A 17,526-nucleotide genomic window follows, 5' to 3' on the forward strand; every position below is an offset into this window, starting at 1 on the left:
TGCGGCACGGGTGCCGTGCGGCTCAGGAAAGCCTTTCGTGGCGGGCGCGGCTGTGCTGATATGGTGGGGTGTTTAAGCAAAGGGTTTGATATCAAACAACTCCGCCCCTCCGATCTGACACCGGTTGCCGCCCCGCGCGCCATCGGCGCCGTGGCGCTTGCGCTGGCGCCGCGTGGTGGGGCAACGCGGGTGGCGAACCTGCGCCAGTCGGGATGCCTGAAATGCATCCTGCCGCGGGTGTTTGGCCCGCAGGCCGAAGCGGTGGTGGTCAATACCGCAGGCGGGGTGACGGGCGGCGATGATCTGGATCTGCGGATCACGCTGGCCGGGGGAAGCGATGTTCGCGTAACCACCCAGGCGGCGGAGCGGATCTACCGCAGCGCCGATGGCACGCCGGGGCGGATCGCCACCCGCGTTGAGGTCGGGGCAGGCGCGCGGCTGCATTGGCTGCCGCAAGAGACGATCCTGTTTGACCGCGCCGCACTCGACCGGCGTTTGCATATCTCGCTTGCGCCCGATGCCCGTCTGCTGGCGGTCGAGACGCATGTGATGGGCCGCGCGGCGATGGGCGAGGTTGTGCACGATCTGGCGCTGCACGACCGCATCGCGGTGGACCGCGTGGGCGTGCCGCTGGTGCGCGACGGGGTGCGCCTTCACGGCGACGCCGATGCGGTGCTTGCCGCTGCCGCCACGGGCGGCGGGGCAGGCGCCATTGCCACGTTGATCTACGTTGCCCCCGATGCCGCCGCACAGCTGCCCGCGATCCGTGCCATGCTGCCCGAAACGGCGGGCGTCAGCCTGCGCGGCGAGGATACCCTGCTGCTGCGGGCCCTTGCGCCCGACAGCCTGAGCCTGCGGCGCGGGATGATCCCCGTGCTCGAACGGCTCGCCACCCATTCCCTGCCATCTGTCTGGAGGCTCTGATGAACCTGACCCCCCGCGAAAAAGATAAACTGCTGGTCGCCATGGCCGCCGAGGTCGCGCGCAAGCGCCTCGCGCGCGGCGTGAAGCTCAACCACCCCGAGGCGATCGCACTGATTACCGATGCGGTGGTCGAGGGCGCGCGCGACGGGCGGTCGGTCGCCGACATGATGGAGGCCGGCGGCCATATCGTCACCCGCGATCAATGCATGGACGGCGTGGCCGAGATGATCCACGAGGTCCAGGTCGAGGCGACCTTTCCCGACGGCACCAAACTGGTGACCGTGCACGACCCGATCAGATAGGAGGCCGCGATGATCCCCGGAGAACTGATGCCCGCCGAGGGCGAGATCACGCTCAACGCAGGTGCCGACGCGATCACGCTGGAGGTGGCCAATACCGGCGACCGCCCCGTGCAGGTCGGCAGCCACTACCATTTTGCCGAAACCAACCCGGCGCTGGAGTTTGACCGCGATGCGGCGCGCGGACATCGGCTCGACATCGCGGCGGGCACCGCCGTGCGGTTCGAGCCGGGCCAGCGGCGCGAGGTCACGCTGATCCCCTTTGGCGGCGCGCGGCGGGTGTTTGGATTTAACGCACAGGTCATGGGGGACTTATGAAAAAGCGCTACGATCCGATGAAAGCTTTTGCCAACGGTCTTGAGGTTAGCATGGTCATGGCAGAGGCGCAGGCGGTCGTCGGGATGCGGCTGATGGGCATGGCGGGCCTGTGGTCCGTCACCCCATATGAGGACCGCCGCATGATCGAGGAAAAGACCGATGCGCTCGTCAAATCCTACACGGCGGCCAACCGCGCGATGATGAACGGCGGCGACGCGGATGACATCGCCGCCGCCGCGATCAAACCCATCCGCGCGCGCACCCGCGCCAACCGGCGGCGGCTGACCAAACGGGGGGTGAAGGCATGAGGCGCGCGGTTCTTGCTGCGGCGCTGTGCCTTGCCGCGCCGATGGTGCAGGCCCAGACCGCCGCCGAATGCATCGCTCCCCAACAGCAGCAGCTGATGAACGCCTGCGCGGCCAAGGACTACCGCGAGGCGGATGCCGCGCTGAACCGCGCGTGGGGGCCTGCGAAGGACTTTGGCGACCGGATCGGCGTCGGCGGTGATCTGCTCGACGCGCAGCGCGCGTGGCTGGCCTACCGCGATGCGGCCTGCGCGGTGCACGCCAGCCCGTTCGAGGGCGGATCGCTGCAACCGCTGATCCTGTCCACCTGCCTGACGGACCTCACCGTCGCCCGCACGAAGCTCCTGCTCGAATTTCACGGATACTGACATGCCCCAGAACATCTCCCGCGCGCAATATGCCGCCATGTACGGCCCCACCACCGGCGACCGCGTCCGGCTGGCCGATACCGATCTGATCATCGAGGTAGAGCGCGATCTGACCACCTACGGTGAGGAGGTGAAATTCGGCGGCGGCAAGGTCATTCGCGACGGCATGGGCCAATCGCAGGTCACCCGCGCGGGTGGGGCGGTGGATACCGTCATCACCAACGCGCTGATCGTGGATCACACGGGGATCTACAAGGCGGATGTCGCGCTCAAGGACGGGCTGATCGCGGCCATCGGCAAGGCCGGCAACCCCGATACGCAACCGGGCGTCGATATCATCGTGGGGCCGGGCACCGAGGTGATCGCGGGCGAGGGGCGGATCCTCACGGCGGGCGGTGTCGACAGCCACATCCACTTTATCGCGCCGCAGCAGATGGAGGATGCGCTGCATTCCGGCATCACCACCTGTTTCGGCGGCGGCACCGGCCCCGCGCATGGCACGCTGGCCACCACCTGCACGCCGGGGCCGTGGCACATCGGGCGCATGCTGCAAAGCTTTGACGGGATCGCGATGAATATCGGTCTGTCGGGCAAGGGCAATGCGTCGCAACCCGCAGCCCTTGAGGAAATGGTGCGCGGCGGGGCCTGCGCGCTCAAGCTGCACGAGGATTGGGGCACGACCCCCGCCGCGATTGACTGCTGCCTCTCGGTGGCGGATGCGTGGGACGTGCAGGTGATGATCCACACCGATACGCTGAACGAAAGCGGATTTGTCGAACACACCCGCGCGGCCATCGCCGGGCGCACCATCCACGCCTTTCACACCGAAGGGGCCGGCGGCGGGCACGCGCCGGACATCATCAAGATCTGCGGCGATCCCAACGTGCTGCCGAGTTCCACCAACCCCACGCGGCCCTTCACCGTCAACACGGTCGAAGAACACCTCGACATGCTGATGGTCTGTCACCACCTCGACAAGGCGATCCCCGAGGACATCGCCTTCGCCGAAAGCCGCATCCGGCGCGAAACCATCGCGGCGGAGGATATCCTGCACGACATCGGCGCGTTTTCGATCATCGCCTCGGACAGTCAGGCGATGGGGCGCGTGGGCGAGGTGCTGATCCGCACCTGGCAGACCGCCGACAAGATGCGCAAGCAGCGCGGGCGCCTGCCCGAAGAGACGGGGGACAACGACAATTTCCGCGTGCGCCGCTACATCGCCAAGGTCACGATCAACCCCGCAATTGCGCAGGGGGTGGGGCATGTTGTGGGCTCGATCGAGGTCGGCAAACGCGCCGATCTGTGCCTGTGGAGCCCGGCGTTCTTTGGGGTGAAGCCGGAAATGGTGCTGCTGGGCGGCTCTATCGCGCTGGCGCAGATGGGCGACACGAACGCCTCGATCCCCACGCCGCAGCCGGTGCATTCGCGGCCCATGTTCGGCAGCTTTGGCGGTGCGCGCATCGCGTCCTCGGTCTGTTTTGTCTCGGCGGCGGCGCAGGCCGACGGGCTGGGCGCGCGGCTGGGTCTGGGCAAAGAGACGGTCGCGGTGGCCAACACGCGCACCATCGGCAAGAAAGACCTCATTCACAACGACGCGTTGCCGGTGGTTGAGGTGGACCCCGAGACCTACGAGGTGCGCGCTGACGGTGAATTGCTGACCTGCAAGCCTGCCGAGGTGCTGCCCATGGCGCAGCGCTATTTCCTGTTTTGAGGGGACGATGATGCACGACGAATTGGCACAAACGGTCCTGCGCGCCGCTGAGGCGGGGCAGGTGGCGGATCGTATCTCGCTCGATTACGAGGCCCGTTTTCTGCGGCGCAAGGTGCTGACGGCGGACGGCGGCACGCGGGTGCTAGTGGATCTCGAAAGCACGACCTCGCTGGAGGACGGCGACGTGCTGGCCTGCGACAGCGGTGCGCGCATCGCGGTGCGTGCAGCACCCGAGCCTTTGTTGCGGGTGACAGGGCCGAACCTTGCGCGGCTCGCCTGGCACATCGGCAATCGGCACACGCCCTGTCAGGTCGGCGACGATCATCTGCTGATCCGCAACGATCCGGTGATTGCGCATATGCTGGGCCACGTGGGCGCCGCGCTGGAGGAGATCACCGCCCCCTTCACCCCCGAAGGCGGCGCCTACGGTCACGGGCGCACGCATAGCCACGAACATGTCGCGACCGCGCATGAGCACTGAGGCGACGCTGATCCTGACACAGTGGATGTCGCCCGCCTATCCGCTGGGCAGCTTTGCCTACAGCCACGGGATGGAAACGGAGATCGCCGCGCGCACACTGCACGACGCGGCGGGGGTGCAGGCGTGGATCGGCGCCGTGCTGCGCCACGGGGCGGGGCAGTCGGATGCGGTGCTGCTGCGCGCGGGGTTTGGGAGCGACGCAAGCGGGGTGCGTGAGGTCGACGCCATCGCGCGCGCCTACGCCGGTAGCGCAGAGCGGTTAGAGGAGACGGTGCAGCAGGGCGTGGCTTTTGCCCTCACGACCTCCGCGATCTGGGGGATCGACGTGCCACCGCTGACCCATCCGGTTGCCGTGGGATATGCCGCGGGGCAGATGGACCTGCCGCTGGACCTGACCGTCACGATGTATCTGCAATCCTTCGCGGCCAATCTGGTGTCCTGCGCGGTGCGTGCGGTGCCGCTGGGCCAGACCGAAGGACAGCGTATGACCGCAACGCTTGTCCAGACCGCCGCAGAGGTGGCCACGGCCAGCGCTGGTATACCGCTGGAGGATCTGGGCGCCTGCGCCTTTGCGGCGGATATCGCGGCGATGCGCCACGAAACACTTGAGCCAAGGATTTTTCGCACATGAGCAAGATGAACGGCCCGCTGCGCGTGGGCATCGGGGGGCCCGTCGGGGCAGGCAAGACAACGCTGACGGCGGCGCTGGCGCGCGCGCTGGGCGACAAGCTGTCGATGGGGGTGATTACCAACGATATCTATACGCAAGAGGACGCCGAGGCGCTGATGCGCATGCAGGTGCTGCCGCAGGATCGGGTCATCGGGGTCGAGACGGGCGGCTGCCCGCACACGGCGATCCGCGAGGATGCCTCGATCAACCTTGCCGCCGTGGCCGAGATGCAGCGGCGCCACCCGGAGGTCGAGCTGATCCTGATCGAAAGCGGGGGAGATAACCTGTCGGCAACGTTCAGCCCCGAACTGGCCGATCTGACGCTTTACGTGATCGACGTGGCGGCGGGAGAGGAGATCCCGCGCAAGGGCGGCCCAGCGATCACCAAATCCGATCTTCTGGTGATCAATAAAACCGATCTGGCGCCGCACGTGGGTGCCTCGCTGGAGGTGATGGCCCGCGATGCGGCGCGGATGCGCGGTGCGCGGCCCGTGGCCTTTTGCGCATTGCGCCACGGCGAAGGGATCGACGCGGTGGTCGATCTGATCGTGTCCGTGGGCGGGTTGCGGGTGCCTGCCTGACCCTCAGCCCGCGCGTTGTGCCGGGCTGTTGCCGTTATCGCTTTGGCGTTTGGGCAGCGTAATGTCGAAACGCGTGCCCTCGCCCTCGACACTGTGCATATCGATATGTCCGCCGTGGCTGTCGACGATGGCCTTGACGATGCTGAGCCCCAGGCCCGTACTGCCGCTGCGCGCGCGTGTCTGCGAACCGGCTTGAGTGAAGCGATCAAAGATCGTGGCCTGCGCGCTTGCCGGGATGCCGGTACCGAAATCCTGCACCGTGAAGGTCAGCGTGTCGCGGTCGCTGCGCAGATCCAGGCGGATTTCCTGACCCTCGTCCGAGAATTTGGCCGCGTTGGTGATCAGATTGCCCAGCACCTGAAGCATCCGGTCAGGGTCGCAATCGATCTGGGTCGCCATGTCGTCGCTACAGGCGCGGGCGATAACGCCGTACTGCGCGAGATAGCCGGCGTTTGCGTCAATGGCGTCGGTCATCAGCGTCCGGGCCGCAACGCGCTTCATGTTGAAGGTCATCTGCCCGGCGGCGATCTTTTCCAGATCAAGCATGTCGTTGACGATCAGCACCAGCCGGTCCGCGTTGCGATGCGCGATTTCCAGCAGGCTGCGGGCCTTGTCGGTGGGCGCGCCAGCCGCACCCGACAGGACCAGCCCGATGCCCCCCTTGATCGAGGTCAGCGGTGAGCGCAACTCGTGGCTGACGGTGGCGGTAAAATCGGCCTTTGCCCGCTCCAGCGCAAGCCGTTCCGAGATGTCGCGGGCGATCGCGACAAAGCGCTGTGCCTTGCCTTCGGTCGTGGTCAGGCGCAGCGTTACCTCGTAGGCGCGGGCCCCGTCCTCGCGGATATAGGACACTTCGGGCACGGCGCCGCGCAGCAGGGGGGTGGTGAGCGCGACAAAGCTGTCGCGCTCGAACAGATGGGCGGCGCGGTCGATGGTCTGACCGGTCATGTCATCGCGCGACCAGCCCAATGTCTCGAGCCCGGCGCGGTTGATATAGGTGAAGCGCAACGAGTCCGAGGTGATGATGAACATCTCGTCGCGAAACAGATCCAGCGCGTCGAGCATATCCCGGTCGGATCTGGCTTGTTCTTCGCGGTTGATGTCAAAGCGGACGGACAACGAGCGGCAATGCCTGCCCGCAGCGTCAAACACCGGGTAGACCGTCGTGCGCACCCAGAATTGTGCGCCACTCGCACGCTGCATGCGCTGTTTGCCGATCCAGCATTGGCCGGAGGTCAGCACGCTGTGAATGTCGTCAAAACGCACGGTTTCGCTGGGCGCATAGAAATCTGCCGTGCTTTTGCCGATGACGGCGTCCTCGGGGTAACCGAGAGCCGCGCAGAAATGCGGGTTTGCGCGTTCGATCAGCCCGTCGGTGCCCACAATCGTGACCATCGCGACGGCGCTTTCAAAAATCTGCATGGGATCCAGCGCGCCCAGATCCTGAACCCCCGCACCGTGGGCGAATTCCGTGTCGCCCGTTCCGGAAGTCTGCGCTGTCTTGCTCGACTTTTTCATAGCTGTCTGCCCGCTGCGGAATTTGGCTGATGATGCAATATTTCTTTGCCTGCGTAAAAATTAATCTCGCTAAAATCCAAAATTATTGAGAATCGCGGTTTTCGCGCATCGCGGTATCGCGCGCTTGCATGAAGAATGGCCTTGCGCCGCCTTGCCAAGCAATGAAACTACGCCCAAATCGGAACCGAAAGGAAACCACCATGAAAAATGCCGAAAATTTCTACATCAACGGCGCCTGGGTCGCTCCGCAGGACGGCACGCGCTTTGATGTCATCGATCCCTCCACCGAAGAGGTCGTCGCCGCCATTTCGCTGGGTGGCGAGGCCGACACCCATGCCGCCATCGCCGCCGCCAAGGCTGCGTTCCCCAAGTGGCGCTTGTCGTCCAAGGCAGAGCGTCTGGAACTCCTGGAAAGCATTTTGGACGTCTACATGCGCCGCTCAGACGAGATGGGGGCCGCGATCAGCACCGAGATGGGCGCGCCCATCGATATGTCCAAAACCCAGCAATCGGGTGCCGGTTCAGGCCACCTGAAAGCCTTTATCGAGGCGTTCAAATCCTTCGAGTTCGAAGAGCCGCTGCGCCCCGGTGAGGAAGACACCCGTATCATCCACGAGCCCATAGGCGTCACCGCGCTGATCACGCCGTGGAACTGGCCGATGAACCAGATCGTGCTCAAGGTTATCCCAGCGCTTGCAACGGGTTGCACGTCGATCCTCAAGCCGTCCGAGCAATCGCCGCTGTCGGGTATCCTGTTCTCTGAAATCATGGATGAGGCGGGTGTGCCCGCGGGTGTGTACAACATGCTCAACGGCGACGGTGCCGGGGTGGGCAGCACGCTGTCGTCGCACAAGGACGTCGATATGGTCAGCTTTACCGGCTCGACCCGCGCGGGCCGCCTGATTACCAAGGCCGCCGCCGACACGATCAAACGCGTCAGCCTCGAGCTGGGCGGCAAGGGCGCCAACATCGTCTTTGCCGATGCCGACGAGAAGGCCGTCAAACAGGGCATCATCCGTTGCTTCAACAACACCGGTCAGTCGTGCAACGCGCCGACCCGGATGCTGGTCGAACGCTCGCGCTATGACCAGGCCGTGGAGGAGGCGAAGGCCGCCGCCGAGGCGACATCGGTGAACGCCGCATCCGAATCCGGTCGCCACATCGGGCCGCTGGTCAGCAAGATGCAGTTCGACAAGGTGCAGGATCTGATACAGCAGGGCATCGACGAAGGTGCGCGGTTGGTTGCGGGCGGCGTGGGCCGTCCGGACGGTCTGAACCGCGGGTATTTTGTCAAACCCACCGTCTTTGCCGATTGCAACAACCAGATGACCGTCATGCGCGAGGAAATCTTTGGCCCCGTGCTGTCGATGATGCCGTTCGACAGCGAAGAGGAAGCCATCGAGATCGCCAACGATACCGACTATGGGCTGACCAACTACATCCAGACCACCGATCCCGAGCGCGCACGCCGCGTTGCGCGGGCGGTCCGCTCTGGGATGGTCGACATGAACGGTAAAGGGCGCGGTGCCGGTGCTCCCTTTGGCGGGATGAAGCAGTCGGGCAACGGGCGCGAAGGCGGCCGCTGGGGGCTCGACGAGTTCCTCGAAGTGCGCGCCATCGGTGGCTGGCCCGCCGAATAGGCGTCTCCAGACCGTGAAGTCGTTGAAAGGCGCGTCCCCCTTGGTGGCGCGCCTTTTTCTTTGGGGTACGGGAATGGGGCCGCGATTCTGGGCCCCCGCCGCGACAGCGCACCACGTTCGCTTGCGCGAGCATCGTGCACCTTGATGCAACCAGGGCGGTAATAGCCTAGTAACGCTGCATTTTATTGCGAAAACTCCATGGCTATTCTTCAACCATAGGGTGGATTTTCGTTCCCTTCTCACGGGTTCGTGATATTGGTTGATAGGACAATCATGATGAACGGGAACGGGTGTGGGCATGAGTGACGAAACGCTGAACGGCGCCGACAAAAATGGGGCGCGGGTCGATCAGCCTGATCCAGAGGTGATGGAAAAGCTTGTGGGCCTGCGCACGCAGGTGCGTGAGAATTTTGGCGCGGTCGCCATGGCGATGACGGCGCTGGCGCGCTATCGCCACTCCTCGCTGGCGGATCTGCAGCACCTGATTCTCGACCCGCTGATGCGCGACCGCATCGCGATGGCCTATCCCAACGGGGACAAGAACGCCGTGCGCGATGTGGCCGGCATGGCGATCTGGGCCAGCGTTTCCGAAGAAGTCGATGCCAAGATCCGCGACCAGATCAAGGCGGGCGTGTTCCCGCTGCGGCTGAAATCCGAGGATTGGACGTCCGGCAAGATCAACTGGCTGTTCGACGTGATCGCCTCGGACCAAAAGACCACAGGGCGGTGATCGCGAATTTCCGTCAGGTCGCGGGTGAGGGGGAGCTGCGCGTGCATCCCATCGTCGGGCGGTTGGTCGATCGCGAGATGTTGACCCGGATGACGGGCGCAAGGGAGGCCGCGGCCACGCAGACCGAAGCGACCGATGGCTAAACCACGCGACCCGATGGGGCGGGGGCGGTGATCGCGCGGGGCAAAAGACGTGTGGCGCGGATGGCGGTGCGCGCCACGCTTGGGGCCTGGCTTCTGGCCCTGACCGCCTGCGCGTCTTCTGCCGCCTGGTACGAGGTCATGACCTTGCATCTGTCCACGAACGATGGCCCCGTCGCGCTGTCGCAAAGCGTGGCGGTCTCCTTCGATCCCGCGCAGGTTTGGGCGGGGGCGCTGGACAGCGACGATGTACAGATCGCGGGGCGCGCCCTGGTGGTGTCGCTGGGCGGCCCGGTTCTGGCGGTGCCATTCGATGATCGCACGGGCTGGCGTGTCTGGCGCGCGCGCTACGCTTTGAGGTTGACCGACACGACAATGGGCGCGGATCTGCAGGGGGTGATGGCACAGGAAGAAGCGCTGCCGCTTCCGCGTGATCTCTGGCCCGCTCTGGTCGCGTTCACCGATCCGCACGATGCCGTAAGCCTCGTTCTTGTCGATCCGACAGACATGGCGGCGGTCTTTGGGCAAGGGATGATGCTGGAACGGATTACCGTGCAGGCGCGCCAGGAACCCGCCGCGCCCACGACGCCGATCAGCGCGCTGCTGCCGTGGTGGGGCGACGCGAACGTGCCTCTGGGCGACGGGATCCGGCGCAGCTATGGTCATCCGCTCAACGGGCTGCGCCGTCGGGATTTCGTGAGGGAGGCGTCGTGAGCATTCCTTTCTCAACCGTGCCCCTGCGCACGGTAATTCTGGTCCTCGTTTGCTGCGTGCTGGTCAGCGGCGCGCAGGCAGGCGCGCAACGCTTTGGCTGGGCGCAGGAGACGAGGCTGACCGTCGCGACGCCCGCGGGGCCTGTGAGCGCCCGCGCGGTGCACGAGATCAACGCGACATTCTACGCCGAGTCGCCGCCTTTTGCGACGATCACGCAGATCGAATACACGGTGCAGGGCGGTCCCCTGATGCTTGAGATCGCGCCCGATGCATGGATCTTTGGCATCATCCGGAACACAGAATTCTTTGAAAGCGCCTACGCGGAGCTGTCTCCGCGCCAGATCTTTCTCGATACGCTGAGCAGTCAGGGGGAGGGCGATCCGCGTCCCGTTGATCCCGCGCTCTTTGGTGCGCTGCCGGGTCTGGTGTTTTTCCGTTTTGCCGATCCGGCTGACCCAAACAGCGCCGAACTGGTGGACCTGGGCGATCTCGCAGCCCTCTACGGGCCGGGTCACACATTGGTTGGGGTGACGACACGCCCGACCCTGCAGGCCGCCTCAACCGGGGGGCGCCTGCACAATATCCTGCCGTGGCTCGCCACATACGACGACTGGATCACGCTGCCCCGTCCGGGCGCGCGCGCTCTTCAGATCGCGCCTTTCGAATTTGTTGCCGGAGTCAAAAGATGACCATTTCCCGCGAGCTGTTTCTGTCGATCCTGGCCATGGATTCCTATCATCAGGGCTACGATCCGGGCATGGTGCACGGCAAGTCAAACATCGGTGGTGCCACGGTACGCAGCGCCAGCGCGGATGGCGTTTCGGTAGAGGACTATGCCCGCTGGCAAGAACAGGGTTTTTACGCGGTCTCATACGATGTGAACGCGACGGGCATCTCAGGTTGGGGAGGCGAGACATTCGCAATCTCCTATCGCGGCACCGACGGGGCGCCTGACTTTACCCGTGGTTGGACCATGGGCGGAGGATTTACCGGCTGGAACCAATCGAGCCTGGCGTTGGACTTTTTCACCTCCGCGACGGGTCAGACCATGGATGCGCAAACCGGTCTGCCCGGCTACCGGCAGGAAGCGTCCAACGCGATCCTGACCGGTCACTCACTCGGCGGCGGCTTGGCTGGGTTTGTCTCGGCACTGTCGGGCACCGAAGGGGTAGGCTATGACAATATGCCCTTCTCGATTGCCGCGTTCATGCAGGACATCGCCGACCAGCGGGGGCTGGGTGCTGAGGGTCAGCTTTCGCCCGCTGAATTCATCTCGACCCTGCGAGACCTGCTCGACAGCATGGTGCGGGATGGCGGCGGGGTCGGATCGGGCGACGCGAATTTTGCGTTTGATGGGATCAACAGCACCAGCTGGCTCGAAATTTCGACGAAGAATGAAATCCTCGAAAGCGTGCGCAACGGCGACTTTCAGCTGTTCGGCGGCGCGCTTGGCCCGATCATCGAATCGCTGGTGGAGACGGAGGTCGCTCAGGAGTTCCTCGCAGCCGATCCCGATCTTGCCGACTACATCAACTTCCTCGCCGATAATGACAGCATGCGAGAATACGGCAATCTCGCCGCTGACCTGACGTATATCTACCAGCGTCACGTTCAAAACACCTCGGACCGGATCGTCTACGACGCAACCATCGATCCCTTCTTTACCGATTTGGCTGATCGCGCGCTTGTGCTTCACATGATTGATCTGCTGACGCTGCTTCGTTTTTCGGCGGAGAAAAGCAACAATGCGCAGCCAAATTCTGATCCCGAAATCGAAAAGTGGCGCTATATCGCGCGCGAATTCATGGAGGCCTATTTCGACAACGAGATTGACCCCAACGGCCCAGACTACCTCTCCGAAAGCATCGCCGTCGCCGCCGGTTTCACGAACATCGCGGGCAAGGCGACGACCAGCGCAAAAATGCGTCATGCGATCGCCTATTCTGCGCTTGAGGAGTCGAGCGGTCTGGTGTTCGGCAATACCGGTATCCGGGCGATGGTCGATGACATTGACGAGCTTGGCTCCCTGCATGAGGCGACCGGCCTTGTCCGGTTCCAGAACTACTTTAACGGTCCCAAGAACCTGTTTTCGGCGGTATCAGAAGCAATTGTGCAATTTGCCGGACAGATGGCGCTGCAAGAAGTCGATTTCAAACAGCATACCGATCTGCGACCCGAGCAGGGGATCCTGACATTCACGGCAGGTGGTGCGCATATCGACTTTGCCGATGACCCCGATGATGAGACGGCATCGGCCGATCTGATGTTGATCAACCTGTCGTCGCACCTGTGGGAGCTCAACGACAGCGGCACCAATGTTGTCAACACGACGCGTGAAGTCGGACGGCTTGGGCATTGGATCAAGTCGGCGCTCTGGGCGACGACGCAGGACGATCAGCTTCTCGATCCGGAGGAGGCGACGGATTCCGCCTTTGCGCTGACCGGGCTGCCGCAGATCCTGCGCGCGGTTTACGGCGAGGGCGATGACGACCGCCAATGGCAGCTGACAGGTGTTGTCGGGCGGTTCATTCGTGAGGTGCAGATCGCGATAGACAATGCGTCCGGTGAGGAACACCTTGCCGAGCGTAAACCTGCTCAGGGCGACAACGCTGCGGCGACCGAAGCGCTGTTCGATATGACCGCAAGCCTGTTCATCTCGGCCGATGTGGCGCAGACGGTTTATGGTTCCAACGACAACACGATCTTTCTGCTCAGCGACGCGGATGACGAGGTCCATCTTTCACTGCGCAAATCGACCGAAGATAAGCCATACGACGGCAGCGGGCAGGACATCGTCTTTGGTCGGCTGGGGGCGGATAAGGTCGTCGACTATTTCGTCGAAGATCAAAAGCGAAACGATGAAGGCCGCGATATCGACGACATCTTCTATGCGACCCATCGCGAGATCGCCGCTGAAGAGGTATATCAGTCAGTCGTTTCCCGCAGCGTTGATGATGCTGAAAACGATGAATACCGTTACTCCGCGTTGTTGGAGCCCACCCAAAGTGATGCGCTTGCGGAGCTGGGGCTTGAGCTGACGGATGTTTCGCTGCGCACGATCGGAGATGGCACGTTTGGAGGGGCGGAATTTGTGCAGTTGTCGATCGTGGATCGCAACGGTGGCGACCGATCTGATCCCTTCCGCGATCTCTTCCACGACGTCGAAACGATCATCCTGTCGGAGAAAAGCGATCTCGCGCGGGTGCAGGAGAGCTGGCTGTCGGTGCCGCAGATCATCGACTTTGGCGCGTTCGAGAAGGGACCGGTCACGCAGCAGGACTTTGACGAGCTGGACTTTTCCGCGCTGGGCCGCGGGATCGAAATCGTCAATGGCTCGCTGCGGCTTCACGATGGGGGCGATGAGGCGCCGCGACAGGGCGATCTCATGGAAACCTATGAGATGGTGTTTGGCCACGCGCTTGACGAATTGTTGCCAGGCTTCGATCCGCTTGAAACCGAGACGCCGCTGACGTTGATGAACGTCGAGAAATTCACCGGCACGGCGCAGGGCGATACATTCATTCAGGCGGCGGCCGGCATTGCGCTGGATAGCTTTGGCAACTGGGCCGAAGACAACCGCCCCGGCGCGGTCGCGCACATCAATTCCGGGGCGGGCAACGACAACATCTATGTCATCAATCCCGGTTATTTTGACAAGGATGCCCCCATCCCCGAAAGCAAGGGCGGCGCCGAAGGCGGCGGCACCACTGCAAAGGGCGAGCTGCGGACCAAACTCGACGCCGGGGCGGGCGACGACTGGATCGTGGTCAAGGGAGGCAAAAAGGCGCTGACCGTTGGCGGTGACGGCGAGGACTGGATCTATAATACCTCGGCGGGGGGCGAGATCTACGGCGATACCAACCTTGGCGATGGATCCGGCAGCGGAACGGGCGACAGCGATTTGATCTGGTGGGCGCCGGGCGTCACGATGAAGGACCCCGACGAGAACGACTATCTGCGCTATTTCGATCGGCCGCTGATCGGCGGCGCGCAGAACCTGCCGCTGGGTCCGGTACGCACGATCCTGCTGGACGCCATCGTCTCTGTCTCGGGCTTTGCGACCTACAAATCCGAAATCTATTACGACTATCTGACACCGCATATTCAGTATCAGCAGGTCGGCGATGAATTCTTTGTCATCAACCGCTTGCCGGGGGCTACCTCGACGGGGGGAGAGACCTGGGGCGCGGGCGCGCCCTCGACCGGCAATTCCATGCGGTTCCAGAATTTCGAGCAAAAGACGACCATGTGGGGCATCGCCTTTGCCGAAGGTTTCGACGAGGGCGAGCAGCCGATCAACGCCTGGACCGGCCTGCGCGAGGTCGTCAGCGGCAATGTCACCTTCAACGTCAACGCCGGGGGCGACATGTCGATGCTTTTCAAGGACAGCAACCCTGTCCTTGATATCATTTCGTGGATTCCCGGCTTTCCCGGTGGGCTGACCCGCTGGATCCCGATGATCGAGCATGTTCTGGTGCAGGCAGGTGCGTCGGCGCTGAGGGCCAAGAACCTGCAGTGGGGCGAGGGTAACGACCCGCTGGTGATCGATCTGGACGGTGACGGGATCGAGACATCGGCCATCGGCGATCTTGAGGTCTATTTCGACCTTGACGGCGATTTCTTTGCCGAGCGTACCGGCTGGCTCGATGCCGATGACGGGTTTCTCGCGCTGGATCGAAACGGCGACGGGCTGATTTCGGACATCACCGAGCTTTTTGGCGGGCCGGGCCTGTCGGGCTTTGCCGAGCTGCGCGACTATGACGACAATGACGACGGGGTGATTACCGTCGAGGATGCGATCTGGGCCGATCTGACGATCTGGCGCGATTTCGATCAGGACGCGCAGACGGACGCGGGCGAGCTATCGTCGCTCGATAGCAACGGTATCACCCGGATTGACGCCTGGGGCCAGGACATGGGCGATTTTGTCACCCCGGCCAAGACGCGGCTCTTGCGGGAGGGGGATGTGACCTTTGCCGACGGGCGGGTGACCAAGCTTTACGACGCGATCTTTGACGCAAGCGAGACCTTCACCGCCTTCCGGGGCGAGATCGGGATCACGGCTGCCCCCAAGCTGGAAAGCCGCGGTTTTGGCAATCTGGTCAACCTCGACGTGGCGATGGCCAACGATCTGGAACTGGCCGATATCGCGCGTGCCGCCGCCGACGGGATGACGACCATCGACATGCGCACCCTGCGCGCCGAGGTGGGAGAGACGCTGAGCCTGTGGGGCTTTGCCCAGGCGCAATCGCGTGAGCTGACGCCTGTGCGGATCGGTGATGTGGACGGCACGCAGACGGTTCTGGACCGCGCGATCTGGGTTGAGGACGCAACCGGCGGCTACTGGCAATTGGCCAGCGGCGCGCCCGTGCTGGATGCGGGCGGCGTGCAAATCGACCGGCCGACGATGGCCGATGTGCTGGCGCTTGAGGGCGGCTGGCAGATCACGCAGGCGTTCTCCCCCGCGACGCGCGCCGCGGCGCTGGAGCATCGCAGCGAACGGCCCTTCCTCGTCGAGGTTATTGACGGGGTCGCGACCGTGCTCGACTGGGGGACCCAACAGCCCGATGGCAGCTGGCAGCTGGCCAGCGGCACGCCGATCACCGACGCGCAAGGCGCCCCCATCGCCGCGCCCACGCTTGAGGAGGTGCTGGCGCAGGCCGCCACGGTGGGCCAGCAATGGCGCGCGGAATCCTTCGGGTTCAACCCGCTCAACGACGTGGCCGTGCAAGAGATCGGCGTGCGGCAAGTCGACGGCATCGTGACCGATTACACGGTCGAGATCACCGACCAGAACGGCACATTCCACGTCTGGGCGCGCAATGTCGACCGGGCGCTGGAGCTTCAGGCGAAATACGGCACCGCTCAGGAATTCAACCTGCGCAACTTCGAGATCGATTTTGACACGCTCGATGAGGTGAACTCCACCGACGACAGCCAGTTCCGAGTGGAGATCCTGACACCGGGGCAGATGAATTTTGCGCTGGCCTTTGCCGGGTTCGAATTCCAGCCGCAGATGCTGAGCGGCACAATCGACGCGCAGACGGGCGTGTTGTCCTACACGGTCTCGCCACGGTCCGATACGGGCATTGCGGGGCCGGATGGCTATGTCTCGGGCATCAATCAGGTGATCGCGCTGCTCGACGAGGTGGTGCCGAACTATATCCAGACGGCCAATGGCTATGCCATGCGGCTGGCGTTTCAGGGCGGGCTGGCCGATTTTGCGCAGGGCATCGCTTATGACGCGCAGATCGACGCCTACCGGCCCACCACCGACGAGGAACTGATCCCGGTCTTCGACGCGATATTCAAGGCGCTGCCGGGCGACTATCAGCCGGCGGTCGAATACCTGCAATCCTGGGCCGAACTGCTGGCGCAGGTCATCCCCGACTATGCGCCGAGCGGAGAGAACAACGACGGCGGGCAATCGGTGCGCGCCGACAAGGTGTTCGTGCTGCAAAACCTGATCCCCGCGTTCGAGCGGAACGCCTCACCGCTGGATCTGGCCGCCGCGATGTACGCGATGCAGCTCGACGAGGGGCGGCTGCGCATGGCCGCTGATGAGACCGTCACGGAGGTTCTGGGCACCACGGGGACGGATTATTTCTATCTCGCGGACGGCGATCAGACCCTTCTGGGCGGCGACGGGGAGGATGCCTATTTCGCCGGTGAGCTGACTGGCCACGACACGATTACCGACTACGACGACGGAGATCTTGATGATCTGCGGCTGACCGGGGTGACGCCGGACGACGTGACCTTTGAGCGCAAGGGCCAGGATCTGGTCATCAGCTACAACGACCTCGACAAGTCGATCACCGTGAACGATCACTTCCTCGGGGAGCTCAACCCGCTGCTGGCGGGCGGGCGTCAGGACAGCGGCGTCAACCATATCGTGTTCGGTGATGGCACGGTCTACGACCGTTTCCGCATCTCGCTGGAGGTCAGCGAGGAGCGCGACACCTTCGACGAGATCATCGGCTCAGGCTCGGCGGATGTGCTGCGCGCGGGGCTGGGCAACGACATCATGCGCGGCGGCGCGGGGGGGACTACTATTACTACACCGGCGGTCAGGACCTGATCGGCGAAGAGACCGATTTCTTCAACTCGGCCAGTCAGGCGGGGAT

16 protein-coding genes are annotated in these 17,526 nt (G+C 63.8%); 15 read left to right on the forward strand and 1 reads right to left on the reverse strand.

All coding sequences use genetic code 11. The annotated features are described in order from the left end of the window. Positions 1–60 precede the first annotated feature (60 nt). From KDD17_RS04215 to ureG, 9 genes are read left to right on the forward strand one after another with little or no spacing between them, the layout of a single operon-like run. Positions 61–924 carry an urease accessory protein UreD gene (locus KDD17_RS04215; RefSeq protein WP_212705425.1) on the forward strand — a complete coding sequence of 288 codons (864 nt, stop codon included), beginning with the start codon at positions 61–63 and terminating at the stop codon, positions 922–924. After that, entirely contained in the window at positions 924–1,226 is a 303-nt protein-coding gene (locus KDD17_RS04220) for an urease subunit gamma (protein ID WP_212705426.1), read from the forward strand. The genes KDD17_RS04215 and KDD17_RS04220 overlap by 1 nt, the downstream gene beginning before the upstream one ends. Positions 1,227–1,235: 9 nt before the next feature. Further along, positions 1,236–1,541: an urease subunit beta gene (locus KDD17_RS04225; protein ID WP_212705427.1), complete on the forward strand. Its 306-nt coding sequence runs from the start codon at positions 1,236–1,238 to the stop codon at positions 1,539–1,541. Next, positions 1,538–1,849: an antifreeze protein gene (locus KDD17_RS04230; RefSeq protein ID WP_212705428.1), complete on the forward strand. Its 312-nt coding sequence runs from the start codon at positions 1,538–1,540 to the stop codon at positions 1,847–1,849. The genes KDD17_RS04225 and KDD17_RS04230 overlap by 4 nt, the downstream gene beginning before the upstream one ends. Further along, a complete protein-coding gene (locus KDD17_RS04235; RefSeq protein WP_212705429.1) occupies positions 1,846–2,214 on the forward strand; it encodes a lysozyme inhibitor LprI family protein in 369 nt (122 codons plus the stop codon). Before KDD17_RS04230 ends, KDD17_RS04235 begins: the two co-directional genes overlap by 4 nt. 1 nt (position 2,215) lies before the next feature. Continuing rightward, the gene (gene ureC / locus KDD17_RS04240; protein ID WP_212705430.1) at positions 2,216–3,925 is read left to right on the forward strand and encodes an urease subunit alpha; all 1,710 of its coding nucleotides are present in this window, start codon (positions 2,216–2,218) and stop codon (positions 3,923–3,925) included. Positions 3,926–3,932: 7 nt separating this feature from the next. Next, positions 3,933–4,406, forward strand: a complete 474-nt coding sequence (locus KDD17_RS04245) for an urease accessory protein UreE (protein WP_431358138.1) — start codon at positions 3,933–3,935, stop codon at positions 4,404–4,406. Beyond that, positions 4,396–5,037: an urease accessory protein UreF gene (locus tag KDD17_RS04250; RefSeq protein WP_212705432.1), complete on the forward strand. Its 642-nt coding sequence runs from the start codon at positions 4,396–4,398 to the stop codon at positions 5,035–5,037. The genes KDD17_RS04245 and KDD17_RS04250 overlap by 11 nt, the downstream gene beginning before the upstream one ends. Continuing rightward, positions 5,034–5,657, forward strand: coding sequence for an urease accessory protein UreG (gene ureG, locus KDD17_RS04255; RefSeq protein ID WP_212705433.1), 624 nt, complete (start codon positions 5,034–5,036; stop codon positions 5,655–5,657). Before KDD17_RS04250 ends, ureG begins: the two co-directional genes overlap by 4 nt. Positions 5,658–5,660: 3 nt before the next feature. Here ureG and KDD17_RS04260 read toward each other — a convergent pair whose 3' ends face one another. Beyond that, positions 5,661–7,175 carry a PAS domain-containing sensor histidine kinase gene (locus KDD17_RS04260; protein ID WP_212705434.1) on the reverse strand — a complete coding sequence of 505 codons (1,515 nt, stop codon included), beginning with the start codon at positions 7,173–7,175 and terminating at the stop codon, positions 5,661–5,663. Between the two features lie 200 nt (positions 7,176–7,375). On the opposite strand from KDD17_RS04260, the gene KDD17_RS04265 reads away from it, so the two are divergent. The 6 genes from KDD17_RS04265 (at position 7,376) to KDD17_RS04285 (ending at position 17,480) form a co-directional block, all read left to right on the forward strand. Continuing rightward, a complete protein-coding gene (locus KDD17_RS04265; RefSeq protein WP_212705435.1) occupies positions 7,376–8,815 on the forward strand; it encodes an aldehyde dehydrogenase family protein in 1,440 nt (479 codons plus the stop codon). Between the two features lie 298 nt (positions 8,816–9,113). Beyond that, entirely contained in the window at positions 9,114–9,545 is a 432-nt protein-coding gene (locus KDD17_RS04270) for a toxin-activating lysine-acyltransferase (RefSeq protein WP_254796887.1), read from the forward strand. Beyond that, complete coding sequence (locus KDD17_RS18715) at positions 9,542–9,688, forward strand: hypothetical protein (protein ID WP_254796888.1); 147 nt, start codon at positions 9,542–9,544, stop codon at positions 9,686–9,688. The genes KDD17_RS04270 and KDD17_RS18715 overlap by 4 nt, the downstream gene beginning before the upstream one ends. A gap of 60 nt (positions 9,689–9,748) precedes the next feature. Beyond that, positions 9,749–10,399 (forward strand): hypothetical protein, encoded by a 651-nt coding sequence (locus tag KDD17_RS04275; RefSeq protein WP_212705436.1) that lies wholly within the window; start codon positions 9,749–9,751, stop codon positions 10,397–10,399. Then, complete coding sequence (locus tag KDD17_RS04280; protein ID WP_212705437.1) at positions 10,396–11,088, forward strand: hypothetical protein; 693 nt, start codon at positions 10,396–10,398, stop codon at positions 11,086–11,088. Before KDD17_RS04275 ends, KDD17_RS04280 begins: the two co-directional genes overlap by 4 nt. Continuing rightward, positions 11,085–17,480 (forward strand): hypothetical protein, encoded by a 6,396-nt coding sequence (locus tag KDD17_RS04285; protein ID WP_212705438.1) that lies wholly within the window; start codon positions 11,085–11,087, stop codon positions 17,478–17,480. Before KDD17_RS04280 ends, KDD17_RS04285 begins: the two co-directional genes overlap by 4 nt. The last annotated feature ends 46 nt before the right edge of the window (positions 17,481–17,526 follow it).

Source organism: Sulfitobacter albidus (genome assembly GCF_018200035.1).
Lineage (GTDB): Bacteria > Pseudomonadota > Alphaproteobacteria > Rhodobacterales > Rhodobacteraceae > Sulfitobacter > Sulfitobacter albidus.

Coding starts and splice junctions, on each gene's coding strand:
- KDD17_RS04215 (WP_212705425.1), top strand. CDS start 61: ATGGTGGGGTGTTTAAGCAAAGGGTTTGATATCAAACAACTCCGCCCC.
- KDD17_RS04220 (WP_212705426.1), top strand. CDS start 924: ATGAACCTGACCCCCCGCGAAAAAGATAAACTGCTGGTCGCCATGGCC.
- KDD17_RS04225 (WP_212705427.1), top strand. CDS start 1,236: ATGATCCCCGGAGAACTGATGCCCGCCGAGGGCGAGATCACGCTCAAC.
- KDD17_RS04230 (WP_212705428.1), top strand. CDS start 1,538: ATGAAAAAGCGCTACGATCCGATGAAAGCTTTTGCCAACGGTCTTGAG.
- KDD17_RS04235 (WP_212705429.1), top strand. CDS start 1,846: ATGAGGCGCGCGGTTCTTGCTGCGGCGCTGTGCCTTGCCGCGCCGATG.
- ureC (WP_212705430.1), top strand. CDS start 2,216: ATGCCCCAGAACATCTCCCGCGCGCAATATGCCGCCATGTACGGCCCC.
- KDD17_RS04245 (WP_431358138.1), top strand. CDS start 3,933: ATGATGCACGACGAATTGGCACAAACGGTCCTGCGCGCCGCTGAGGCG.
- KDD17_RS04250 (WP_212705432.1), top strand. CDS start 4,396: ATGAGCACTGAGGCGACGCTGATCCTGACACAGTGGATGTCGCCCGCC.
- ureG (WP_212705433.1), top strand. CDS start 5,034: ATGAGCAAGATGAACGGCCCGCTGCGCGTGGGCATCGGGGGGCCCGTC.
- KDD17_RS04260 (WP_212705434.1), bottom strand. CDS start 7,175: ATGAAAAAGTCGAGCAAGACAGCGCAGACTTCCGGAACGGGCGACACG.
- KDD17_RS04265 (WP_212705435.1), top strand. CDS start 7,376: ATGAAAAATGCCGAAAATTTCTACATCAACGGCGCCTGGGTCGCTCCG.
- KDD17_RS04270 (WP_254796887.1), top strand. CDS start 9,114: ATGAGTGACGAAACGCTGAACGGCGCCGACAAAAATGGGGCGCGGGTC.
- KDD17_RS04275 (WP_212705436.1), top strand. CDS start 9,749: ATGGCGGTGCGCGCCACGCTTGGGGCCTGGCTTCTGGCCCTGACCGCC.
- KDD17_RS04285 (WP_212705438.1), top strand. CDS start 11,085: ATGACCATTTCCCGCGAGCTGTTTCTGTCGATCCTGGCCATGGATTCC.